Genomic DNA, 24,342 nt, shown 5'->3' with positions numbered 1-24,342 from the left:
TATACTTTAAAGCTTTAATGATAAGCTTACGATCAGTTGATCAGGTCTAGCGTCAATTCTACTAGGGCCTACGCTGGTAATGTTGTTGTTGATGAAAGTGGCTTCATTGTCATTAAAGCCTCTTTCATATCTAATGTCAATACCCAATTTTCCAAAATTGAGTCCGGCGCCCAAGTTGGCGCCAACACTAAAGTCATTTTCAATATCGTTAATGGCTATACCATCAAACTCGGTATCCAAGATATATTGAAAGGCAGGGCCAGCAAAAACATGTAACGGTCCAATGACTTTTACTCCCAGTAGAATGGGAGCATCTAATTTGCTGACATCAAATTTGTCTCCCTGGTAGTCAGATTTTGTCTTGGTGTAAATAAGTTCAGGACGAAGATAAATTCGGGCCACTCCAACTTTTCCATAAAGACCAAAGTGGTAGCCTACATTGCGGTCCGGCTCTCTAGCGGCATCTCCAATGGACTCAAAGTAGTCGCCATTGGCGCTGTAGTTCAGTCCGGCCTTGATACCAATTCCGGAATCATTTTGTGAAAATGCGGTCAGGCCCATTAGGACCATGACCGCAGTAAGCAGTGTTTTTTTCATAGTTCTCGTTTTTAAATACAGTAACCAGTATCAAAAACGATACCATTAGGCTACTTTTTTTTCATCACCTTTAAAACGGCCTCTACAATGGCTTTATTGTTAAGTCCGTATTTCTCCATAAGTTGTTCTGGAGTACCGCTTTCGCCAAATGTATCTTTAGTGGCGATGAATTCTTGAGGTGTAGGATGCTGATTAGCAAGTAGTCCGGAGATACTTTCACCCAATCCGCCCAAATAATTATGCTCTTCACAAGTGACGATACAACCGGTTTTTTTAACGGATTTTAACACCGCCTCTTCGTCCAAGGGCTTGATAGTGTGTATGTTGATAACTTCTGCGGAAACACCTTGTTCCTCAAGTTTCTCTGCAGCGATTAGGGCTTCCCAAACCAAATGCCCTGTGGCAACAATGGTTACATCCGTACCTTCATTGAGCATTAATGCCTTACCGATTTCAAATTTTTGGTCTTCTGGGGTAAAATTAGCCACCTTTGGTCTTCCAAAACGAAGGTAAACGGGTCCTTCATAATCGGCAATTGCCAAAGTAGCGGCCTTGGTCTGGTTGTAATCACATGGATTGATAACCGTCATGCCCGGTAGCATTTTCATAAGACCGATGTCTTCCAAAATCTGGTGCGTAGCACCATCTTCACCCAGAGTAATACCGGCATGTGAGGCACATATTTTTACATTTTTATCAGAATAAGCAATGGATTGACGAATTTGATCGTACACACGCCCAGTGGCAAAATTGGCAAATGAACTGGCAAAAGGTATTTTGCCTCCAATGGTCAATCCCGCTGCAATACCCATCATGTTGGCTTCAGCTATACCTACTTGAAAAAATCGCTCTGGATTTTCGTCTATAAACGGCTGTATTTTAAGGGAACCTACCAAATCTGCACAAAGGGCTACAACATTTGGATTGGTTCTACCCAATTCGGTCATGGCAGCACCATACCCACTTCTTGTATCGTTCTTTCCTTGATCTATATATTTCTTCATATTGTTTCGGAAAATTTCCCATCAATGGGAAACTAATTTTTAAACTCTTGATTTCTAAATTTACTGGCTTTCTTCCGCTTACGGAAAACAATTAGTAATCCCCTAGGGTTACCGGGTTCTGGGATAAAGCGGTCTCCAATTGTTCGTCATTGGGAGCTTTACCGTGCCATGCATGGGTATACATCATAAAATCCACGCCATGGCCCATTACCGTATCAAGCATGATACAAACCGGCTTTCCTTTACCAGTTCTGCTTTTCGCTTCGTTTAGACCGGCAATGACCGCTTCAAGATCATTTCCTTTGGCAACTTCAACAACATCCCAACCAAAAGCTTCAAACTTTTGTTTTAAATCTCCTAAAGGCAGAACCTCATTGGTAGGCCCGTCAATTTGTTGACCGTTCCTATCTACGGTAGCGATTAGGTTATCTACCTTATTACCGGCAGCGTACATGATAGCCTCCCAATTTTGACCTTCCTGCAATTCTCCGTCTCCATGTAAACTGAATACCAAATGTTGGTCTCCGTTAAGTTTTTTGGCCAAGGCCGCACCTATGGCTACGGACATTCCCTGACCCAAAGATCCGGACGCTACGCGTACACCGGGCAATCCTTCGTGGGTAGTTGGGTGGCCCTGTAACCTGGAATCGATCAATCTAAAGGTTCCCAATTCATCTACCGGAAAGTATCCCTTTCTTGCCAATACGCTGTAAAAAACGGGGGAGATATGTCCGTTGGACAAAAAGAAAAGGTCTTCGCCCTCTCCATCCATATCAAATCCATCTTTTAGCTCCATAACTTCATTGTAAAGAGCTACCAAAAACTCTGTACATCCCAAAGAACCTCCTGGGTGTCCGGAATTTACATTATGTACCATACGCAGGATATCCCTTCTGGTCTGTACCACAATATCCTGTAATTCTTCTAGTTTTGCCATTTGTAAATGTTCATTTATAGTAGTTTCCAAAAGTAAATGCAATCTTTTGCTATTACAAATTGGGCCAAGATTATTTTTGTTAGTTTTTCAACTTTTGTTTTTCAAATTGTAGCATCCAATCCATTAAGCATCAGTAATCTTTAAAAAGTCTACAGAATTTTCACTAGACCTATAGATAATGCCCCAACTTTATTTTTTCCTTAAGCCTTTTATGCAGCCTAGATGTTTATCTTTGCGCCCATAATTTGTAGTTTGAAGTTTACATTACACCATACAGACCCACAGAGTAAGGCTAGGGCAGGAACCATGGAAACGGACCATGGGAAAATAGAGACCCCTATTTTTATGCCGGTAGGAACGGTAGCCTCTGTAAAAAGTGTGCATCAAAGAGAATTAAAGGAGGATATTAACCCGGATATTATCTTGGGTAACACCTATCATCTTTTTCTAAGGCCTAAAACCGATATTTTAAAAAAGGCCGGTGGGCTCCATAAGTTCATGGGCTGGGACCGAAATATCTTAACCGATAGTGGCGGTTACCAGGTGTATTCCCTTTCTGGTAATCGTAAGATCAAGGAGGAAGGTGTAAAGTTTAAATCGCACATAGATGGATCTACCCATTTGTTCACTCCAGAGAATGTAATGGAAATACAACGGGTTATTGGTGCAGATATCATTATGGCATTTGATGAGTGTACGCCGTATCCCTGTGATTATAAATATGCACAACGTTCCATGCACATGACACACCGTTGGCTGGAGCGCTGCATAGCCCATTTGGAGAAAACACCGTTTGAGTATGATTACTCGCAAAGCTTTTTTCCCATTGTTCAAGGCTCCACTTATCTGGACTTAAGAAAACAATCTGCAGAATACATTGCGGGCGTAGGGGCAGAGGGAAATGCTATTGGAGGATTGAGTGTTGGGGAACCAGCTGAAGAAATGTACGCTATGTCCGAAGTGGTCTGTAACATCCTGCCAGAGGACAAGCCCAGGTACCTTATGGGAGTAGGAACACCTATTAATATCCTTGAAAATATTGCGTTAGGGGTAGATATGTTCGATTGTGTGATGCCTACCAGAAATGCCAGAAACGGAATGTTGTTTACGGCCCACGGTACCATAAACATTAAAAATAAAAAGTGGGAAGATGATTTCTCTCCCATTGATGATATGGGAATTACTTTTGTGGACTTGGAATATTCCAAGGCGTACCTTAGGCATCTTTTTGTAGCTAAAGAATATTTAGGAAAACAGATCGCTACCATTCATAATTTAGGTTTCTATCTTTGGTTGGTCCGTGAGGCAAGAAAGCATATTCTAGCCGGAGATTTTGCGGATTGGAAGAATCGTATGGTCAAACAAATGGATAAAAGATTGTAGTGCTAACCATTTTAGATAAATACATTCTAAAGCGTTATTTAGTCACTTTTGCAGTGATGATTTTGCTATTTATTCCTATTGGAATTATGGCGCATTTGGCCGAGCAAATAGGTAAAATGCAGGCCAATGAAGCACCCTTGGATGAAATTATCATCTATTTTGGAAACTTTACAATTTATATCGGTAGTTTATTGTTTCCCATATTTTTATTCCTTTCCATCATATTTTTCACCTCCAAATTGGCCGGAAACACGGAGATTGTTGCCATTTTAAGCTCAGGTGTTTCCTATAGCCGTTTCTTAAGGCCTTATATAATAGGTGCATCCATCATTGCGGTCATTATGTTCATCATGGGGATGTTCGTGGTGCCCTCAGCCAGTAAAGGGTTTAACGAGTTTAAATACAAGTACCTTAAAAAGGGCAAGCAGGATAGGGTTACCAATAATATTTTTACACAACTTAATAAAAGCGATTTTATTTACGTGAGCAGTTTTGACCCTGCTAGACAGATTGGCTACAATTTTACATTTGAAAGGTTTGATGAAGAAAATCAGTTGGAATTTAAGATTTCTGCTGCCAACATCCGGTGGATGGAAAAGGATAGTCTCTACCGTTTAACTACCTACAAAAAAAGAAAACTACTTAAGGACACGGCCATTGTGGAGACCAAGCGCCGTTTAGATACGCTATTTACCTTTCAGATAGGGGACTTAACGCCAGTATCCTACGTAGCTGAAACAAAGGATATCTTTGAGCTTAATAAGTTTATAGAGGACCAAAGGGCAAAAGGAGCTTCCAATATTAATGCTTATGTGCTGGTCAAATATAAAAGATGGGCACTCCCCATTACAGCATTTATTCTCACCATTATCGCGGTAGCGGTGTCGTCCGTTAAGCGAAGGGGAGGGATGGGAGTAAACCTGGCATTTGGTATCATAGTCGCTTTCGTTTTTGTATTCTTTGACAAGGTTTTTGGTACATTAGCGGAACAGTCCGGTTTTTCACCGCTTTTAGCCGTCCTATTGCCCAATATTCTTTTTGGGATATTGGCCATAGTATTGCTACAAAAGGCAAAACGATAGTAACCAACCAACCTCATTTTTTTGGGATAACATATGGAACCCAAGCTAAAAAACTATCTTCATTTACACCTCATTGTATTTATTTGGGGGTTTACAGCTGTTTTAGGAAAGTTGATAAGCTTAGATGCTTTGGATTTGGTCTGGTACCGGATGCTATTGGCTTCCATATTGGTATTGGCGTTTATCATCTTTAAAAAATATAGACTTAGGGTAACCACAAAAATGATGGTTTCCTTGGTTTTTACCGGCATAGTCATTGCCTTGCACTGGGTAACCTTCTTTGGTGCGATCAAAGCCTCCAATGTTTCCGTGGCTTTGGCAACTATGTCTACCGGAGCCTTTTTTGCCGCGATAATTGAGCCGTTCTGGTATGGGAGAAAAGTAATTGGGTACGAGATTGTTTTTGGGGTCATAGTTATGTTGGGGCTGTATCTCATATTTCAGGTAGATACCAGTAATATGCTAGGTATTGGCTTGGCGTTAATTTCTTCCTTGTTATCCACCATATTTTCTATGTTGAACGGAAAGTTGATACAAAAAGAAAGGCCATCTGTGATATCGTTTTATGAATTGACCAGCGGGACTTTACTATTGACCCTTTATTTAGCTTTTACCGGAAAATTCGATGCCAATTACTTTCAAATTTCATTAGATGATTTTTTCTTCCTATTTCTGTTGGCCTCCATATGTACGGCCTATGCTTTTATTGCATCGGTCAAATTATTAAAATTTATTAGCCCCTATACCGTAATGCTTACCGTTAATCTGGAACCTATATATGGCATATTGTTGGCATTCGCTATTTTTGGCGAAAGCGAAAAAATGCAACCTATGTTCTACGTAGGCGGTTTGATTATAATTGGCACCGTGGTAGCCAATGGAATCCTCAAAAACAGGAGAAGGATTGGAAAACCGGCAGTAGAATAAGCGATATATGTTATATATTTGCCCATCAAATTAAACCTATTACTACCTATATGGAATATCTCGATTTTGAACTCCCGATCAAGGAACTGGAAGAACAGCTAGATAAATGCATGGTCATTGGTGAGGAGAGCGACGTAGATGTTAGTGAAACCTGCAAACAGATAGAAAAAAAACTGGCAGACACCAGAAAGGATATTTATAAAAACCTAACGGCTTGGCAGCGAGTGCAATTGTCAAGACATCCCAATAGACCCTACACCCTTGATTATATTAAGGCCATTTGTGGCGATACGTTTCTTGAACTTCATGGAGATAGAAATGTAAAGGACGATAAGGCCATGATTGGAGGTTTGGGTAAAATTGGAGATCAGACCTTTATGTTCATCGGTCAACAAAAAGGATACAATACCAAAACCAGACAATATAGAAATTTTGGTATGGCCAATCCGGAAGGATACAGAAAAGCGTTGAGGTTGATGAAATCTGCCGAAAAATTTGGAATACCGGTAGTTACGTTCGTGGATACTCCTGGTGCCTATGCCGGAATTGAAGCGGAAGAAAGGGGCCAAGGAGAGGCGATTGCTAGAAATATCCTGGAAATGACCCGTTTACAAGTACCTATCATAGTTTTTATTATTGGAGAAGGTGCATCAGGTGGTGCTTTGGGCATTGGAGTAGGAGATAAGGTATTAATGTTGGAAAATACTTGGTACTCTGTTATTTCTCCAGAATCCTGCTCTTCCATACTTTGGAGAAGTTGGGAATACAAGGAGCAAGCTGCGGAAGCTTTGAAACTTACCGCTACGGATATGAAAAAGCTTAAGCTGATCGATGAAATAGTACGTGAACCGGCGGGAGGTGCACATTCCAATAGGGATAAAACATTTACCACCGTAAAAAACAAAATTCTTTCACATTATAAAGAACTTGAAAAGTTATCCCCAAAGGAATTAGTGCAAACCCGAATGGATAAATATGCAGATATGGGAGTTTTTAATGGATAAAATACCATTTTATCAAGCTCAGAAAAATCTGGAGAATCATAACTCCAGATTTTTTTTGTTATCAACACAAAATCGTAACTTATTAACACCTAAATGTGGATTACCTGTGAATTATAGTTCCGGGGTTGATACACATAATTGTATATTTTCGTAGTCATGGAAAAAATTAACCCGGTAGTTGGCCGAAAGGTAGACAAGTCAACCCTCATAAGTTTGGAAAGAGGGAAGATACCACCTCAATCAGTTGATTTAGAGGAGGTTGTGCTTGGAGCTATGATGATCGACAAAAAAGGTGTGGATGAAGTTATCGATATTCTACATCCAGATGTCTTTTATAAAGATGCCCATAGATTTATTTACGAAGCTATCTTTAAGCTCTTTGAAAGCTCAGAACCCATAGATTTATTAACCGTTTCGTCCCAATTGAAGCGAGATGGCAAGCTTGAGGCTATAGGAGGAGATTTTTACCTGATAAAACTGACCCAAAAAGTGGCCTCATCGGCACATATTGAGTTTCATGCCAGAATTATTCTTCAGAAGTATATACAACGAAGTCTTATTAAAATTTCGAACGAGATTATTGAGGAGGCTTACGATGAAGGTACCGATGTTTTTGATCTTTTGGACAATGCGGAGGCAAAACTCTATGATGTTACGCAAGGAAATTTAAAGCGTTCCGCTGAAACGGCGCAAAATCTGGTAATTCAGGCCAAGAAGAAAATTGAGGAAATTTCCAATAAGGAGGGATTAAGTGGTATTCCTTCCGGATTTGATAAGTTGGATAAATTAACTTCTGGATGGCAGCCAAGTGATTTGATTATTGTGGCCGCCAGACCGGGTATGGGTAAAACCGCGCTTACCCTTTCCATGGCAAGAAATATTGCTGTTAGTTTTGATACGCCAGTGGCCTTTTTCTCTTTGGAGATGTCCTCCGTACAGTTGATTACCCGTTTAATTTCATCGGAAACCGGATTATCTTCTGAAAAACTGCGTACGGGAAAACTGGAAAAGCATGAATGGGAACAATTGAACGTAAAGGTAAAAGCGTTGGAAAAGGCGCCTTTATTTATAGATGACACCCCTTCACTTTCCATTTTTGACTTACGTGCCAAAGCGAGGCGATTGGCCTCCCAGCACGGTATTCGAATGATTATCATTGATTATTTGCAGTTAATGACAGCGGGAGGTAGCCAAAAGGGAGGTAACCGTGAACAGGAAATTTCCACAATTTCCCGAAACCTGAAGGCCTTGGCCAAGGAATTGAACGTGCCGGTAATAGCACTTTCACAGTTATCCCGGGCGGTTGAAACCCGTGGAGGTAGTAAGAGACCTGTGCTTTCAGATTTGAGGGAATCTGGGGCAATTGAGCAAGATGCAGATATCGTATCCTTTATCTATAGACCGGAATACTATAAAATTGATGAATGGGATGATGAGGAAAGAAGCCCTACGCAAGGTCAAGGCGAATTTATTGTAGCCAAGCACCGTAATGGTGGATTGGAAAATATTCGTTTAAAATTCATCGGTCAATTAGGTAAGTTCGATAATTTGGATGATTTTGATTCTCCTTTTGAATTCCAGTCGAAAATGAACGACGAAGAAGAAAATCCATTTGCAACCAAAAATTACCCAAGCGCCGATCAAGCTTTTGGAAGTTCCATGAACGATGGAGGTTCCATGCCAAGTGATGATGATGTTCCTTTTTAGAAATCCTACGGTTCATTAGTAGTCTTTAACAGATAACAAAAGGGGCAGCTGCCCCTTTTGTGGTATATTTGGGTAAATCATAATGAGCGTTTAGTGCATGATAAGGCCCATATTCATCTTTATTTTTTTCTTTTTTTACACTTCAGAGTCGGGTGCCTCCTCCATTTTAATTCCAATGGATGCCGATGGGCAGGAAAATCATCTAAAAGCCTATGGCATCACTTATTGGGTACTTCAAAAACAGCAAAAAGTACAGTGGTTATTAAATTATAGGGGAGGCTCATTTTTACTTCCGGATGGGGAAACCATTAGAAAGGAATGCCAGATCAGGGGGGTGTCTTTTGAAATTCTTTCTGATGGCCAGGCCCAAGGTATTTTAGATGGAATAAGTAGCCCTTCTCAAAATCAGGAAGCGGTAATATTGGAAAAAGCCCCTAAGATTGCGGTGTATTCCCCAAAAGGAAACCAACCATGGGACGATGCCGTTACCATGGTGTTGACCTATGCAGAGATACCATATGTTACGGTCTATGATGAAGAAGTTTTGGATGATAAATTGGCTATCTATGACTGGTTGCATTTACATCATGAGGACTTTACAGGACAATATGGGAAATTTTATGGAGCCTACCGGACAGCACCTTGGTATATTGAACAAAAAAAGGAGGCAGAGGCCTTGGCCGCTAAGTTGGGATATTCCAAGGTTTCTGATCAAAAGAATGCCGTAGCACAAAAAATTAGAAAATATGTTATAGGAGGTGGGTTTATGTTTGCCATGTGTTCGGCAACCGATAGCTTTGATATAGCCCTTGCCTCAGAAGGGGTCGATATTTGTGAGCCTATGTTTGACGGAGACCCTTCTACTCCAAACTATCAAAGCCAATTGGATTATAATAAGACTTTTGCCTTTAGTAATTTTACGTTGGAAAGAAGCCCTTTAAAATACGAGTTCTCTTCCATAGACATGACGGGCAAGAGAGGAAATGTACCTAAGGAATCCGATTATTTTTCACTTATGGATTTTTCTGCCAAATGGGACCCGGTTCCTACCATGTTATGCCAAAACCATACAGCCTTGGTGAAGGGGTTTATGGGACAGACTACGGCCTTTACGCGCGATGAAGTAAAACCAACGGTATTGGTCTTGGGGGAGAATAAAATTAATGGAGAGGCACGGTACGTACATGGCATTAAGGGTAAAGGCTTTTTTACTTTTTATGGTGGGCATGATCCAGAAGATTACCAACATAGGGTTGGCGACCCAAAAACAGAATTGGAACTGCACCCCAATTCTCCAGGTTACAGACTTATTTTAAATAATGTTTTGTTTCCGGCTGCGAGAAAGAAAAAGCAGAAGACCTGATCAATAACAATCCATTTTTATCTGCTTTTTATTTTGAAAGTAACTTAAATCCTTTCCTAATTCTTGGCTGCAGATGTCTTGAAGTTCATAAAGTACTTCCTTTTGCATGGCAATGGAACCACAAATCATTAGAGTCCCACGTTTTTTAAGAACCTGAGCAAACATATCCCTGTCCTTTTTAATGAGGTGCTGTACATATATTTTTTCCTCTTTTTCTCGGGAATAGGCCGTTTTAAAATGGCTCAGTTTTCCCTCTTGCATAGATTTTTCAATAAAATCTTTGTACAAGTTTAAAGATTGAGGTGTTCTGGCTCCCCAGTATAAATGCAGTTCTTTCTTTTTAATATTTTCTTCAATCATACCTAGAAAAGGTCCTATACCCGTTCCGGTGGCAATAAGAATGGTTTTTTTGGAATTCTTGGGAAAATGGAAATTTCTGTTGGGGACAACGGTAGCGGTCAACTTTTCTCCATCTTCCAATTGATGCAGGTAATTAGAGCACAATCCATGCGGATGCCGGCGAATACTGACCACCAATGAATTATTTGATAATTTTCCAAGGGAGTACAACCGTTCCCTTTCACCTTCTTTGGGTACAACGGATAACAAATCACCGGAAACGGGCCTTACTCCGTTCAAGTTTTTTAAGTTGAGCAAAAAGGTTTCGTCCGTTGGGAGCTCGCTTTTGTTCAATACTTTAAAGGTGGAAGACGGCAAAGTATTGCCCATCATTTTTGGTTTTTCCAATCGCAAGTCCATTCCCTGCAATAGGCTCCATTCCGTACACCAATTTTGAAATGCTTCAAAAGATTGGTCGTTCACCGTAAAGACCTCCATAAAAGCTCTTGCCTTTTCTAATTTTGATAGGTGTTGATGCGCCTCATGTGCAAATTGGCAAAAATGAGGATAAGCCGTTGATCCGAAACCTACCGTAGTAAATTTAAAATTTTGGCTTTGGGGTTTCTTTGTTAGTAGTGACAAGAATTTTTCGGCAGATGCTGGAGCTTCCCCTTGACCATAGGTGGCGGTTATTAGAATAAGCTGCTGCATGCTTTTAAATCGATCATAATCGTTCATCATCCCCAAGAAACAAGGGACATTTTTTTCCAATAATTTTTTCTGAAACTGTTCTGCAAATTGTAGGGTACTACCACCCTCAGTACCAACTAGGATTACAATTTCCGCCTCGTTTTTAGAAAACTGGTTTTTAATTTTGGTTTTAGGTCGTTTAAAATAAATGACAAAGCCGGTAATGATCAAAAAGGGAATGGCGAGACTACCTAAGCCTACAAAGATGGCCCAAAGAATACTTCCTTCTGCCGTATGGAGCACCGTAGCCCAGGAAGATACAATCTGCACCATAGGAAATTTTTCTTCCGCCAAAATATCGCCGGTAACCTGATTAAGAAATACTTCTTTATCCCTAAACCTGATGATATAATAATCCTCCACAAATTCAGAAAAAGGATATTCCAAATCACGAATATCTCCTAACTGGGTATTTTTAAATAATTCAAATTCCGCGTAGGGTAGGGCAGGTTCCTCTTTAATATTGTCATAATCCACCTCCATGGAAATTGGAGTTTCTGGTATGATGTTAAATCTTAAAAGGGAAAGGTATACACCTGTAAGGGCTAAAATAAAAATAGGAACAAGAGCAAATCTTGAATAGACAACGTGATGGTATTGCGAAAAATTTTCACGTACTATTGGCGAAAAAAAATGGCGGTATCCCCCTTGTCTTTTCGCAATAAGAACAATTCCGGAAAAGGCAATTAAAATGAGGAAAAAGGAACTGAGACCAATTAAAATTCTACCGGTAGACTTTAGAAAAAGGGACCGGTGTAAATTGGTGGCAAACTGATAAATTGGTTGTTTTTCAATGGGGTCGCCCAATTTTTCCCCGTTAAAGGGGTTGATGTAGAATTCGGCGTTGGCACCATCAATAATGGCCGATACCTTGACAAAACCATTGCGGTCTCGGGTAACGGCCAGAATCTCTTCATAGGTTTCGTCTAAGGTAGTCAACACTTCTGCCAAAGAAAGTACGTCTGCCCCGGAAACACGATAGGGCTGTACTTTATTTGAAATAGGTTCAACCGCCAAAATAACTCCTGTAATGGAAGCTATTAAAAGAAAAGCGGAAGAAATAATGGCAAAAAGTAAATGACTATATCTCCATACGGACACCATCATAATTTACTTATCTGTTGGGCACCATTCTAATGTACCTGATATATCCCGTACCGTCCACTTTGTTCTTAATAGTGGCGGAATTAAGTTCGATTTCAGCATCAACCTCGTGGTAATCTTGATCCTCTACGGCAGATTCAAAGCGCACTTTGTATCCCGCATCCAATTGGGATTCGTCAAAAGTAAGAGAGATAATATTTCTTTCGCCGTTACCAATGGTGGCCCCGGTAAGTCCATCTATATTCTCATTAGATCCATTGCTAAAATCCCACCATTGCTTTAAATCCGGAAACCATTCTTCATCATCACCCTGTACGTATAAGGTTTTTTCATAATTACCATCTGGATCGATCAAAGAAACCACCACATAGGCCTTTTCACCGCTGTAGTTGGTCATTTGAATCATGCACTTATAACTGATATTCGGGGGTATCATAAAGGCCGATATACCTAGTAAAAGCCCAATTAAAAATAATCCCGTGGTTGATCTAAAAATTAAATTCTTCATTATTCTAATTCAAAAAATCGATATTCACCTTGTTTTTTGCAAGTAGTTCATTCTCACTCGCCAAATCGTATGCGGTTTCACCAAATTCAGTTGTAGAGGTAGCATCCGCCCCATTAGCCAATAAAAATTTTAAAATTTCGGCATTGGTAGTCTTCATCGCTGCATAGTGGATGGGCGCATTACCATCTTTGTCCTTTGCATTGATATCTGCACCAAAATCCTGTATTTTTTTCAAAAGCTCTAAGTTGTTTTTCGCTACGGCCAAATGCCAGATAGAGCTGTTATCACCCTGCAGTTTTTTAAAGTCAAAACCAGCCTCGTTTAGAACATCCACTTTTTTGGCAAAATCACGCGGCATACCTCTTGTTTCAAACAAATAGAATGCCAAAGTATTTCCTTTTTCATCAAGCACATGAACGTCCGCTCCCTTTTCGATCAAAAATGAAACAACATCTACGGTATTATTTTGTACGGCAAAGGTAAGAGCCGTTTTTCCCTCCTTATTGGAGTGGTTGATGTTGTTTGATTTTTCTGCAAAATATTTTATGGCAGCAAGTTTGTTTCGTTGAGCCGCATTGGTCAATGCAGTAGTACCTTCTTTACTTACGGCATTTGGGTCTATCCCTTTTTTGATGAAGTAATCAAACAATGCAGTTTCATCTGCAGAACTAGCCAAATTATGTAAAGGCGTTTCTCCCTCTGTGGTCGTTGTATTGGCTTTGAGTCCGAGACTTTCCAAGTATTGAAAGAGGGCCGTATTGGCATCCCTGCCTTTACTAGCGAAGAAAATAGCATTTTCACCGGTTTCAGGATTCATGGTGATTGAAACACCTCGGTCCTTAAGTTCTTTTAAAATTGCAATATTTCCTCCTTGTGCAGCATAGTGAAATGCCCCATTACCATGCTCATCCGTACTGTTAATATCAAGACCTTTGGAGATAAAGTAGTCTACCAGTTTTAAATCTTTGGCCCTTCCAATAGCTACTAGTAGGGCATTTTTGCCATGGTGATCCTTTTCTTTTGTAAGATCGGCGCCACCTTCCATCAATAAATCATAGACTTTAGTGTCCTGTTGCCCTGTAGCAGCGGTAAAGGATAACGGTCCATATCCATGGCTATCCTTCACATCCATTTTAGCCCCGTTTTCGATTAGATATTTAACCACCTCTAGGTTTCCTCTAGAAGCGGCCCAAAAAATGTACGTTCTTGAATCGTGGGTGGTCTTGTTTACATCATTCCCGTTTTCTACCAAATATTTAATGGTGCTTACCGGATTATTCCCAAAAATGGCGAATGTAGTTGCATCAAAACCGCCTCCGTTAGCTTCTGTAATAGAATGTCCTGCCTTAATGTTCGCTTCAATATCGGATATAGTTGGTTGTCCTTCCCAATAATCCCCATTTAAAAAAGTGTTTTTGGAGCGTTCTGAATTTCTTTGAGCCAAAAGTTGTAAAGGTACAATGGCAAATACCAACGCAAATAGTAAGTATCTGAATAAGTTTGTTTTCATTTCAATAGGTTTTGAAAAAGGTTAATTGCTGCTATCCGAGTTTATCAAAAAACAAAGTGTAAATATCGCTTATTTAGATTAATTAAAAAAGAAATTCCATGGGTACTTCCCATGGAATTTCTAAGTAGTAAAAAACTGATTTCTACCAAGCTCCAATAAAGTGACTGCCTTCGGCATTGATCAATTGGGCACCCTTTGTTACTTCACCAGTTTCAGTGTCTACAATGTAAATATTACCGTCTTTTCCAGTAGCGGAAGCGGTCAGGTAGATTTCGTTACCATCAACGGCATAGCCTTGGTATTGGAACATTTCCATGTCTACTTCATAAGGAATGTCGTCAATTCTAGTGGCGGTTTGGGTATTTAGGTCTACAAGAGCAAAGAAACTTTCCCCTCTTCCGGAAATTCCTTCAGCAGAACCATCGTGACGATAAGCCAGTACAGCTTTTCCATTTGCAGCAGGTCTCCAAGCCAAAACATAAGCTCCAGTTACTCCCAAAGCATCGTCCAGATTAAAGACATAGGAATCATCATATTGATTATCCGCACCAATTTTAAGAAGATGTGAACCCTCTGGATCACCTTGGTTGGCTTGGTACACAGCACCATCATACTCAAAAGAATTAATGCTACGGTACCCATTGGTGTTACCATGACCTACACTAGAACTTATGATTGTTGGATTTAAAAGTGAAGGGTAATCCAATACAATGGTTTTAGAACCTAAAATCTCGTAATCACTATCACTTTCTAGCGTTGCTGTGTTTATTTTACTTACCCTAGCTCCAATATATAATTTATCTCCCGCGGTATTTAGGGTTGGCATGTCTATTCTAGAAATGTAATATCCTTGGGCCTCTTCTTCTTCGCTCAATGCGATTTCGTGCTCCTCAAAGTTATTAATCTGGGAATCTACCAGATTCAATGTTACCACTCCTATGGACTGTTTAGTGCGGATATATTGGTCATCTTCAACATTGTCTGGGGTACCATTGTCATTAACTTCATGTTCCGTAGATACAAAAACGGCAGAACCGGTTTGATCGCCATCAAACAACTTGATCCACCTTGGAGCAGACCCTACGTAGGGAGCGATACTAATTTCCGAACCCGTAGGTTGAAAATCATTGCCTCCGTTAACAGTATACTTGGTGTAGTTGCCACCCGTATCCCCGGCATAGCTGATGTTGAAAATAGTGCTTCCGTCTTCTGAAGCCTGTAACCTGGCGGTTCTATTGGAAGGAGCTTCAAATCCATTGTTAAAGGGGTCGATTTGTACAGTAGGATCCTTTGCTTCTATACTGGTAACGGAATAGATTAAAGTGCCACCATTACCGTTTCCAGGTGTTTCATCCATTTTGGCGCCCGCAATGGTAATCCATCTAGCTTCCTGCTCTTCTTCTTCCTCTTGTTCTTCCTGTTCTTCTTGTTCAGGCTCTGGAGTAGGGGCATTGTCATCACTACTACAAGCAGTCATAAAACCAGCGGCCAGTGCGGCCATGGCAAATGATTTTAGATTTAAAATGGGTCGTTTCATATTATATCCTATTTAAATATTTAAAGATTATTGATTATATAATTCAATTTTACGTAAAAGGCCCTGCCCGGTTTTGGTACGGACAGATTATCATAAATTGCTTGGTCAAATATGTTTTTTATATCCAGACTAACAACAAAATCCTTTTTTGGAAAGGTGTAACTAAGTCCAAAATCATGGGATAGCTGTTCCGGGATGGACCTGCCCCCAACCGTATCCGTGCCTTGGGAAAATTTATAGGCAAACTCATCCGTATAGTACACATTGTAAAATAGGTTGAGAAGGGATTTAGTTTGGATAACGTTATCTAGGCTATAGCGCAATCCGCCATTCATAAAGTACAGGGGAACATTGGGCACATTGGTTTCAAAACCTTGGTTGACCGTGGTCAAGGACATTTTGGTCATATTAAAATTAAAGCCAAGGTTATTATTATAGGAATAGAATAATTCCAATTCAATACCCTTGGATTCCGCGGTATTCTCCAAATTGGCAAACTGCACAAATTCGTCACTTTCCCTTAGCGCTTCGGCATTGGCCGGTAACCCTATTCTATTCTCAATATTGCGTGCAAAAAGATTGGTGCTAACGGTAAGCCCATGTTTTTTAAAATTGAATCTTCCTAAACGCACACCTATATTGAGGTTATCACTTGTTTCCGGACCAATGCCTAGGTTGGGCAGCAAATTTTCTCCCGCATCCCCAAAAACCTCGTTTTCACTGGGTAGACGAATGGCTCTTTCAGCCGATAACAATAAGGTGACTTCAGGGATAAGGATGTAAGAAGAGGCGAAGCCAAAACCAGTAAAGTCGGTACTGCTTTCGTACACTTCATCGACAACCTCATTATCATCGTTGAAAACGGGTTGATTGTTTATTACTTTTTGAAGGTATTGTTTGCCAAAAGCGTTCAATTTGAATTTATTCTCAAAAGCGTTTAGCTCATAGCTCAAGGAAAATATGTTCTTGTAAAGATCACTTGTAGATTGAAAGGTGTTTTCCAATAGAGATACCATTTCGTCTCTGTCGTCCCTATCTATTCCGCTGTACACGTGGTTGAATAAAACCTTGTGGTTTGGATTGACCATATAAGAGAGGCCTGATCGTATGGAAGATACTTTGCGATCTATATGCAATAAGGTAGGGCCGCCCTCATTTTGAGAGCCCCACGGATAGCTATGGTACTCGCCATCAAACCTAACCAATCTGTTGCCGGTCCAGGTATAAGCATCGGCTACGGTATCATTTACTACACGGCTGCGTTTACCGTATACCCCGTTAATATTTAATTCAAGGCCTCTGGTAAACAAATCTTTTTTTCGATAGGACAGGTTGCCCAGAATAGCGTCCGATTCTAAAAAGCGGCCCTTGTAGGGCATTACGGTTATAAAGGTACCGTGTTGTACTTCGTTATATTCATCTGAGGCAGTTACGCCCACCATGAATTGATCTGCCCAGCTTACATTGGTATATCCTAGTTGTACCGTGCCCCCGGTTGATCGGTAGGCATCGTTAAACCTTCTGGCTGTTATAGGTGTTTCTACCCCATTTGGGGCAATATCCACGATTTTTCCTCCGGAAATTTTATAATCGTTGTCTGAGTAATTATGAAAGACCGAAGCCTTAACAATAAACCCCGAATTTTCTAATCGGTATGCTCCATTTAAAAAGGTCTGCAAGGTGTTGAAGAATCCATAGGAAACAGAGGCATTTAAGTTGTTCCGGGCTTCTTGGCGTAGTACTACATTAATGGCTCCGCCTACGGCATCGGTCGATAAATGCCCCGGTACAACTCCCTTATAAACCTCAATGTTCTTGATCATGGAAGGAGGTATACTATTTAAGCTAAAGGAAGAACCATAAACGGAAATGGGTAGGCCATCTATAAAAATACTTACAGATCTACCGGAAAGTCCGTTTAAACTGTATTGCACATTCGAACCTAGTCCACCATTTTGCCTTATTTTAACTCCAACGGTAGTATTAAGTAACTCATTGGTCTGTATACTTCTTAAGCCGGCTTCCTCAGTTTCAATAGAACTTACGGAAAACCCTTTAGTTTCTAGCGCTGTTTTTTCAGATTTCCCTTGTACTGTTACTTCCTCCAGTTCCTCAGTATTTTCGGTAAGGGCAAAATTGATTTCTATATTTTGGCCTTCACCTACTTCTATGTACTTGAACAAGGTTTTGAAACCTATATAAGATGCAGTCAGAGTGTAACTGCCATTTGGAATGTTCCGTAGGGTATATTTTCCAGAAGTATCTGATTGCGCACCTTTCTGGGTGTCTTTTAATACAACTGTAGCCCCAAACAATAGCTCACCGTTTTCTGACTGAACTGTGCCGGTTATCGATGAGGTTTTTTGAGCTAAACCAATACCTGAAAACAAGAAAAGAATAAAGGTGAAAATCCAAAACCTCACTACTGTTTTTATTTAGAATGATTAAATATAATTTGGATTGCAAAAATATAAGCGACATATTTGCGAACAGTAACGAGAAAGGAAGTTTGTATAACGCAATCGGAAGTATTGTTCATTAAACCCACATATGACCGCTAAAATTGAAGAGCCTTTGATAAATCTTAAAACTTCTGAATACTCTGAGGAAGATTTTCTTGTTCAAGAAGAAGAGTTGAATATGGGGGGGGTAAAAGGTGAGTGGCGCCTTCAAGAACTTAATGGATGTAGCATATTTGAGACTCAATTGAAACAGGCGAAAAGCTCAAAACTTGGCCTAAATATTAGTAGCGAAATGGTTAAGCTGCATTTTCAGTTGGTTGGTACTCAGGTGTGCTTGGGAAAAGATGGTAATAGCAAACAATTTTTAGGGGAAGGCTATTTTAATTTTTTGAAAGTAGAGACGGGGAAAAGGTCTTATAAACTGCGTGGTACCATCATTCATTCTTTTGAACTTCACTTTAAAAAGGAGTTTCTTCTGTCTGTAATCGGTAATTTAAACAGTAAACTAATTGGTTTTTTAATGGATGATAAGGAGGACGCCTGTCTACCTTTTTGGCAACAGAACCAACCGCTAACAAAATATCTTTGTGAATTAATAAATAACATAAAAACCTGTTCATTGCAAGGAGCCCTTAGAAAATCCTATTTAGAGGCAAAGGTTATTGAGGTTGTAGAAGCTCTTTTTGTGAAAAAGCCAAAATGCATTTCCTTGGGTATAATTCCTGCCAAACCTCCTAAAATTGAAGATGCATTAATGGAAAAAGTGCATATTTTTTTACAGAGAAATATTTCCAAATCCGTAACCATCCCACAACTCGCGCAATTTGCAGGGGTTAATACGTCTAAATTAAAACATGATTTTAAGCAGGCCTATGGAACCACACTCTTTAAGCACCTAACTTCTTTAAGGATGGAAAAGGCCCATCATATGCTATCACAAAAGGACTCGACCATAGCCCATATTTCTCAAAAAGTAGGATATAAAAACCCTCAGCATTTTACTGCAGCATTCAAAAAATACTATGGTTTCTTACCAAGGGAAATCAACTAGTAGACTCTAACACAACTTAGGATTGAGGTATAGGGGCAAGTATTATTGCGCCAAAAGTTTCTGTAGAATACGTTCCACGCCTAAGTTATCGTTATTGGCAGTTTTGTAATTGGCAGCTTGGAGCACATTGGGATGAGCATTTTCCATCGCGAAACTAAAATCGGCCAAGGCCAACATTTCCAGGTCATTATTGTAATCACCAAAAACCATGGTTTCATGCGGTTTTACATCGTTCATTTCTTGAACCTTTTTTAGCGCAAAACCTTTATGTGCATTGGGACTGGAAACATCCACCCAATTTTCGCCGGAAACTTTCACTTTTAATTTACCTTCCAAATGAGATACGAAGGGGTAGATATATTTTTCAGAACTAACGTGGTGGTAAATGGCTATTTTAAGTATTTCGCCATTAAAATCAGATAAATTTTCCAGTAGTTCATATTCTGTATAATATTCTTTGAGTTTGTCTTCAAACTCAGTAGAATCGTTTCTAATATAGGCCTTTTGGCTTCCACATAGGACGGGATGTATGTTTTCTACGGATTCAAGAATTTTTAAAACTTCTTGTTTGGAGTCTTGGGATAGGGGAGTGGAGACCAAAACTTCATCCTTTTGTTTGGCGAACCCACCATTTTCTGCAATGACAATAATGTCGTCTTTTATTGGATAAAGCTTGTCAATAATACTATGGTACTGTCTTCCGCTCGCGGCAACAAAGATGATTCCTCTTTCTTTAAGTTGCTCAAACAGCCTAAAAAATTCCTTGCTTACCTCATGATTGGAGTTAAGAAGGGTGCCATCCATATCGGTTACCACCATTTTTATTGAAGACAAATCCATAAGTTTCATTTTTGAAAACGGCAAAGGTATTTGTTATGATTGGATAATAGCTTAGTTTTAGGAAGTTTTACATTTATTTGACATACGGAAGCAAACACTCATGAAATTTTATCAAAAACAAATTGCACTAAGGGCTCGCGAAAGAGGTTTTCACTTGGTAACCAATGAAATTCTTGAGGGCATCCCTGAAATTAGGGAGATTGAAAAAGGCATGCTTCAGGTTTTTATAAAGCACACTTCAGCCAGTCTTACCATAAATGAAAATGCGGACCCCACTGTAAGAACGGATTTTGAAAGTCACATGAACAAGATGGTACCGGAAGATGCCCCGTATTATATCCATACCTATGAAGGGCCAGATGACATGCCCGCACATATTAAAAGTTCCTTAATGGGAGCTTCGGTTCAAATTCCTATTTATAAGGGTAGGTTAAATTTAGGAGTGTGGCAAGGTATCTATCTTTGTGAGCACCGTAATGGAGCTTGGTCCAGAAACTTGGTATTAAGTGCTTTTGGGATATAAAAAAATCCGGCTCGTAAGAACCGGATTTTAAAAGTGAGATAAATTTTCTACAATTATTTTACCTTTTCAACTATAGCTTTGAATGCCTCCGGATGGTTCATGGCCAAATCTGCCAATACCTTACGGTTCAATTCAATTCCATTAGCTTTTACCTTACCCATAAATTGTGAGTAAGACATACCGTGTAATCTGGCGCCAGCGTTAATTCTGGTAATCCAAAGAGCACGGAAGGTTCTTTTCTTGTTTCTTCTATCGCGGTACGCATAAAGCATTGCTTTTTCTACCGCATTTTTGGCTACTGTCCAAACGTTTTTACGTCTTCCAAAGTAACCTTTGGCTTGCTTCATTACCTTTTTTCTTCTGGCTCTAGAAGCAACTGCATTTACTGATCTTGGCATAATTTTAATTTTTTTGTAGCAGGCGGTTAAATTGTTATTTGTCTAATATGATAGTCAAAGTATATATTAAAACACTTAACTCTTAACTCTTTACTGGCCCAACTCCATGGTTAATAAACGACCTTGTTTAGAACAATTATTTTAAACACAACTGTTCCTTCACGCTACCCTCGTCAGATTTATGAACTAGAGTACTGTGAGTTAATTTAAGCTTACGCTTTTTAGACTTCTTCGTAAGAATGTGGCTCTTAAAAGCGTGCTTTCTTTTGATTTTACCAGAACCGGTAAGCTTAAACCGCTTTTTAGCACTGGATTTTGTTTTTTGCTTAGGCATTTTTTCCTATTTAATTATTATCTCACTTTTCATGCTAAACGCTGCCCAAATAGTATGGGCAGCGTTCAGTTTATTTTAAAAACCGATGATTGAAAACGGTCTTATTTTTTTGTCTTGGGAGCAATGAACATGGTCATTCGCTTCCCTTCCAGTTTCGGCATTTGTTCCACTTTACCCAATTCTTCCAACTCTTGGGCCAACCTCAGTAATAAAATTTCACCTTGGTCCTTGTAAACAATAGATCTTCCTTTAAAGAAAACATATGCCTTTAATTTGGCACCGTCCTTTAAAAACTTCTCCGCATGCTTCTTTTTAAACTCGTAATCGTGGTCATCCGTATTGGGACCAAATCTTATTTCTTTAACTATAACCTTAGAAGCTTTGGCTTTCATGGCTTTTTCCCGTTTCTTTTGTTCGTAAAGAAACTTCTTGTATTCCATGATTTTACACACCGGCGGTTCTGCCTTTGGTGAAATCTCTACCAAATCCAATCCCATATCTTCCGCAATTTCGCGGGCTTTTCTAATGGGATAAATACCAACTTCTACATTGTCGCCAACCAACCGGACTTCAGGAGCCTTGATCTTTTCATTGATATTATGGGGGTTTTTATTCTCCCGTCTTGGTTGAGGCCTAAATCTTTTTCTTATTGCTATGACTTAATAATTTTAATTAAACTTAAATTTTCTAAAACGACTTTAAGGTACTATTTATTTCTTTAGATACCAAGTCTACGAAACTTTCAACGGAAATGGAACCTAAATCTTCACCTCCATGTTTTCTTACGGAAATGGTATTTGCTTGTTCTTCATTTTCCCCTACGATAAGCATGAACGGCAATTTGTTCATTTCTGCTTCCCGTATTTTCTTTCCAACAGTTTCGTTCCTGTCATCAATGAGCGCGCGAATTTCGTTATTTTCTAAGGAATTTAAAACTTTTTCTGCATATTTTTCATGTTTCTCGCTCACAGGCAGAACAATAGCCTGCTCGGGAATCAGCCAAAGAGGAAAGTTTCCTCCAGTATGCTCCAACAGCAAAGCAATAAATCTTTCCATACTTCCAAAGGGTGCACGGTGAATCATTACCGGTCTATGTAGTTCATTGTCGCTTCCTTTATAGGTGAGGTCAAAACGTTCCGGCAGGTTGTAATCTACCTGTATGGTGCCCAACTGCCATTGTCTACCTAAGGCATCCTTCACCATAAAGTCGAGTTTTGGGCCGTAAAAGGCTGCTTCTCCCTGTTCAACAATAAAGTTGAGGCCTTTTTCTTTTGCGGCATTGATGATGGCATTTTCAGCTTTTTCCCAATTTTCTGCCGTGCCTATGTACTTATGCAGATTATCCATATCCCTTATGGAAACTTGGGCTGTAAAGTTCTCAAAACCTAAGGAAGTCAATACATATAACGATAGGTCAATTACATTTTTAAATTCCTCGTCCAGCTGGTCCGGGGTACAAAAAATATGAGCGTCATCTTGGGTGAAACCTCTTACCCTGGTAAGACCGTGTAACTCACCACTTTGTTCGTATCTATATACCGTTCCGAATTCGGCATATCTTTTAGGTAGTTCCCTGTAGCTATAGGGCTTTACATTATATATTTCACAATGGTGCGGACAATTCATTGGTTTCAATAAAAACTCTTCGTCCTGTTTTGGGGTATGTATGGGCTGAAAACTATCAGCTCCATATTTTTCATAATGACCGCTAGTAACATATAATTCCTTTTGGCCAATATGTGGCGATACTACCATTTCATAACCGGCTTTCTTCTGGGCTTTCTTTAAAAATTGCTCCAATCTTTCTCTTAGCGCAGCACCTTTCGGTAACCACAGCGGTAGACCTTGTCCAACTTTTTGGGAAAAGGTAAAAAGCTCTAGTTCCTTTCCCAGTTTTCGGTGATCTCTCTTTTTGGCCTCTTCAATCATGGCCAAGTATTCCGTTAGCTCTTTTTGTTTGGGAAAGGATATACCATAAACACGGGTAAGTTGCGGTTTGTTCTCGTCGCCTCTCCAATAGGCTCCGGCTACATTTAAGATTTTAAAGGCTTTTACGATTCCAGTGTTGGGAATATGCCCACCCCTACATAGGTCCGTAAAAGTGTCATGATCGCAAAAAGTAATTGTTCCATCTTGTAGATTCTCAATCAGCTCTACCTTAAATTCGTTTCCTTCTTCCTTATAATAAGTAAGGGCTTCGTTCTTGGAAACGGAACGCATTTTAAAGTCATGTTTTCCGCGGGCTATCTCCAAGGCTTTCTTTTCAATGATCGGAAAGTCTTTTTCGGAAACGCTGTGTTCTCCAAAATCCACATCATAGTAAAATCCATTTTCTATAGCAGGACCAATTGTCAGCTTAATCCCGGGGTACAACTCTTCCAAAGCTTGGGCAAGAATATGCGATGAAGAATGCCAAAAGGCTTTTTTTCCTTCGGGATCGTTCCATGTATATAAGGTAAGGGAGCCATCTTCCGTTAATGGAGTGGTTGTTTCAACCACGGTATCATTAAATTTTGCAGAAATTACATTGCGTGCCAGCCCAGAGCTTATGCTTTGTGCCACATCAAAAGGAGAGCTACCACTTTCAAATTCTTTTACGTTTCCGTCCGGAAGGGTTATTTTAATCATGTTTGTTTAAATAAATGCGTGCAAAGATACTATTCCCTTATTAGGCATACAATATGATGCATTCAAAATTATTGTTTCATCAAAGTTGGTAGGATGTAGTTTGTTTGTAGGGGAAGTTTTACTTTTAACTTTAAAAGGTACTTGCGTAGATAAATTTTTAGAATTATATTAGATGCCCTTTTCCGTTGAAGTGTTTTTAAGGCGTTTGTTTTTAGGTGTTTAGATCGATGCTTTTTTAAATTCTAAAAATAATTTAAAAAAACCTTGAAAAAATAGTTGCGGGGCTAGGAAATGGTGTTACATTTGCAGCCCGAAAAACAACGAAGGTTGTTGTCGGGGACGCTCATTGAAAGT

The 24,342-nt window shown here is 39.7% G+C and carries 21 protein-coding genes; 8 read left to right on the top strand and 13 right to left on the bottom strand.

The annotated features are described in order from the left end of the window. Positions 1–6 precede the first annotated feature (6 nt). The 3 genes from BIZ36_RS19300 to BIZ36_RS19290 all read right to left on the bottom strand — a co-directional run bounded on the left by BIZ36_RS19300 (position 7) and on the right by BIZ36_RS19290 (position 2,556). Positions 7–597, bottom strand: a complete 591-nt coding sequence (locus tag BIZ36_RS19300) for an outer membrane beta-barrel protein (RefSeq protein WP_187459510.1) — start codon at positions 595–597, stop codon at positions 7–9. Positions 598–647: 50 nt separating this feature from the next. After that, positions 648–1,601, bottom strand: a complete 954-nt coding sequence (locus BIZ36_RS19295) for a transketolase family protein (RefSeq protein ID WP_187459509.1) — start codon at positions 1,599–1,601, stop codon at positions 648–650. 91 nt (positions 1,602–1,692) lie between these two features. Continuing rightward, the gene (locus tag BIZ36_RS19290) at positions 1,693–2,556 is read right to left on the bottom strand and encodes a transketolase (RefSeq protein ID WP_353616862.1); all 864 of its coding nucleotides are present in this window, start codon (positions 2,554–2,556) and stop codon (positions 1,693–1,695) included. A 234-nt stretch (positions 2,557–2,790) separates the two neighbouring features. Here BIZ36_RS19290 and tgt point away from each other — a divergent pair, with 234 nt between their 5' ends. The 6 genes from tgt (at position 2,791) to BIZ36_RS19260 (ending at position 10,004) form a co-directional block, all read left to right on the top strand. Further along, positions 2,791–3,921, top strand: a complete 1,131-nt coding sequence (gene tgt, locus BIZ36_RS19285; RefSeq protein ID WP_187459507.1) for a tRNA guanosine(34) transglycosylase Tgt — start codon at positions 2,791–2,793, stop codon at positions 3,919–3,921. Beyond that, a complete protein-coding gene (locus tag BIZ36_RS19280; RefSeq protein WP_187459506.1) occupies positions 3,921–5,003 on the top strand; it encodes an LptF/LptG family permease in 1,083 nt (360 codons plus the stop codon). Before tgt ends, BIZ36_RS19280 begins: the two co-directional genes overlap by 1 nt. A gap of 33 nt (positions 5,004–5,036) precedes the next feature. Next, positions 5,037–5,930: a DMT family transporter gene (locus BIZ36_RS19275; RefSeq protein ID WP_187459505.1), complete on the top strand. Its 894-nt coding sequence runs from the start codon at positions 5,037–5,039 to the stop codon at positions 5,928–5,930. A gap of 50 nt (positions 5,931–5,980) precedes the next feature. Continuing rightward, a complete protein-coding gene (locus BIZ36_RS19270; protein ID WP_187459504.1) occupies positions 5,981–6,934 on the top strand; it encodes an acetyl-CoA carboxylase carboxyltransferase subunit alpha in 954 nt (317 codons plus the stop codon). Between the two features lie 156 nt (positions 6,935–7,090). Continuing rightward, on the top strand, positions 7,091–8,641 hold the full coding sequence (gene dnaB / locus BIZ36_RS19265) for a replicative DNA helicase (protein ID WP_187459503.1): 1,551 nt from the start codon (positions 7,091–7,093) through the stop codon (positions 8,639–8,641). Positions 8,642–8,738: 97 nt separating this feature from the next. After that, a complete protein-coding gene (locus tag BIZ36_RS19260) occupies positions 8,739–10,004 on the top strand; it encodes an asparagine synthetase B (RefSeq protein ID WP_187459502.1) in 1,266 nt (421 codons plus the stop codon). Here the strand turns inward: BIZ36_RS19260 and BIZ36_RS19255 are convergent, their stop codons facing one another. From BIZ36_RS19255 to BIZ36_RS19235, 5 genes are all read right to left on the bottom strand, one after another. Beyond that, on the bottom strand, positions 10,005–12,200 hold the full coding sequence (locus BIZ36_RS19255) for a PepSY domain-containing protein (RefSeq protein ID WP_222937474.1): 2,196 nt from the start codon (positions 12,198–12,200) through the stop codon (positions 10,005–10,007). Positions 12,201–12,207: 7 nt separating this feature from the next. Then, complete coding sequence (locus BIZ36_RS19250) at positions 12,208–12,705, bottom strand: DUF2271 domain-containing protein (RefSeq protein WP_187459501.1); 498 nt, start codon at positions 12,703–12,705, stop codon at positions 12,208–12,210. A gap of 4 nt (positions 12,706–12,709) precedes the next feature. Next, positions 12,710–14,215: an ankyrin repeat domain-containing protein gene (locus BIZ36_RS19245; RefSeq protein ID WP_187459500.1), complete on the bottom strand. Its 1,506-nt coding sequence runs from the start codon at positions 14,213–14,215 to the stop codon at positions 12,710–12,712. Positions 14,216–14,357: 142 nt separating this feature from the next. After that, the gene (locus BIZ36_RS19240) at positions 14,358–15,752 is read right to left on the bottom strand and encodes a DUF4374 domain-containing protein (protein ID WP_187459499.1); all 1,395 of its coding nucleotides are present in this window, start codon (positions 15,750–15,752) and stop codon (positions 14,358–14,360) included. Between the two features lie 20 nt (positions 15,753–15,772). Beyond that, complete coding sequence (locus BIZ36_RS19235) at positions 15,773–18,175, bottom strand: TonB-dependent receptor (RefSeq protein ID WP_222937473.1); 2,403 nt, start codon at positions 18,173–18,175, stop codon at positions 15,773–15,775. Between the two features lie 127 nt (positions 18,176–18,302). Here BIZ36_RS19235 and BIZ36_RS19230 point away from each other — a divergent pair, with 127 nt between their 5' ends. After that, positions 18,303–19,265, top strand: coding sequence for a helix-turn-helix transcriptional regulator (locus tag BIZ36_RS19230; protein WP_187459498.1), 963 nt, complete (start codon positions 18,303–18,305; stop codon positions 19,263–19,265). 42 nt (positions 19,266–19,307) lie between these two features. On the opposite strand, the gene BIZ36_RS19225 is transcribed toward BIZ36_RS19230, so the two are convergent. Continuing rightward, positions 19,308–20,105: an HAD family hydrolase gene (locus tag BIZ36_RS19225; protein WP_187459497.1), complete on the bottom strand. Its 798-nt coding sequence runs from the start codon at positions 20,103–20,105 to the stop codon at positions 19,308–19,310. Between the two features lie 100 nt (positions 20,106–20,205). On the opposite strand from BIZ36_RS19225, the gene BIZ36_RS19220 reads away from it, so the two are divergent. Next, a complete protein-coding gene (locus BIZ36_RS19220) occupies positions 20,206–20,628 on the top strand; it encodes a secondary thiamine-phosphate synthase enzyme YjbQ (protein WP_187459496.1) in 423 nt (140 codons plus the stop codon). Positions 20,629–20,681: 53 nt separating this feature from the next. On the opposite strand, the gene rplT is transcribed toward BIZ36_RS19220, so the two are convergent. From rplT to thrS, 4 genes are all read right to left on the bottom strand, one after another. Next, positions 20,682–21,026 (bottom strand): 50S ribosomal protein L20, encoded by a 345-nt coding sequence (gene rplT / locus BIZ36_RS19215; protein WP_121849576.1) that lies wholly within the window; start codon positions 21,024–21,026, stop codon positions 20,682–20,684. A gap of 136 nt (positions 21,027–21,162) precedes the next feature. Then, positions 21,163–21,360: a 50S ribosomal protein L35 gene (gene rpmI / locus BIZ36_RS19210; protein WP_187459495.1), complete on the bottom strand. Its 198-nt coding sequence runs from the start codon at positions 21,358–21,360 to the stop codon at positions 21,163–21,165. 101 nt (positions 21,361–21,461) lie between these two features. After that, positions 21,462–22,010: a translation initiation factor IF-3 gene (gene infC, locus BIZ36_RS19205; RefSeq protein ID WP_502709172.1), complete on the bottom strand. Its 549-nt coding sequence runs from the start codon at positions 22,008–22,010 to the stop codon at positions 21,462–21,464. A gap of 37 nt (positions 22,011–22,047) precedes the next feature. Continuing rightward, entirely contained in the window at positions 22,048–23,988 is a 1,941-nt protein-coding gene (gene thrS, locus BIZ36_RS19200) for a threonine--tRNA ligase (RefSeq protein ID WP_187459494.1), read from the bottom strand. Positions 23,989–24,342: the final 354 nt, after the last annotated feature.

This window comes from Cytophaga sp. FL35 (genome assembly GCF_014349235.1).
Taxonomy (GTDB): Bacteria; Bacteroidota; Bacteroidia; order Flavobacteriales; family Flavobacteriaceae; genus Euzebyella.
Note: the sequence above shows the minus strand (reverse complement) of the source record. Positions and strands in the feature narration are given on the sequence as shown.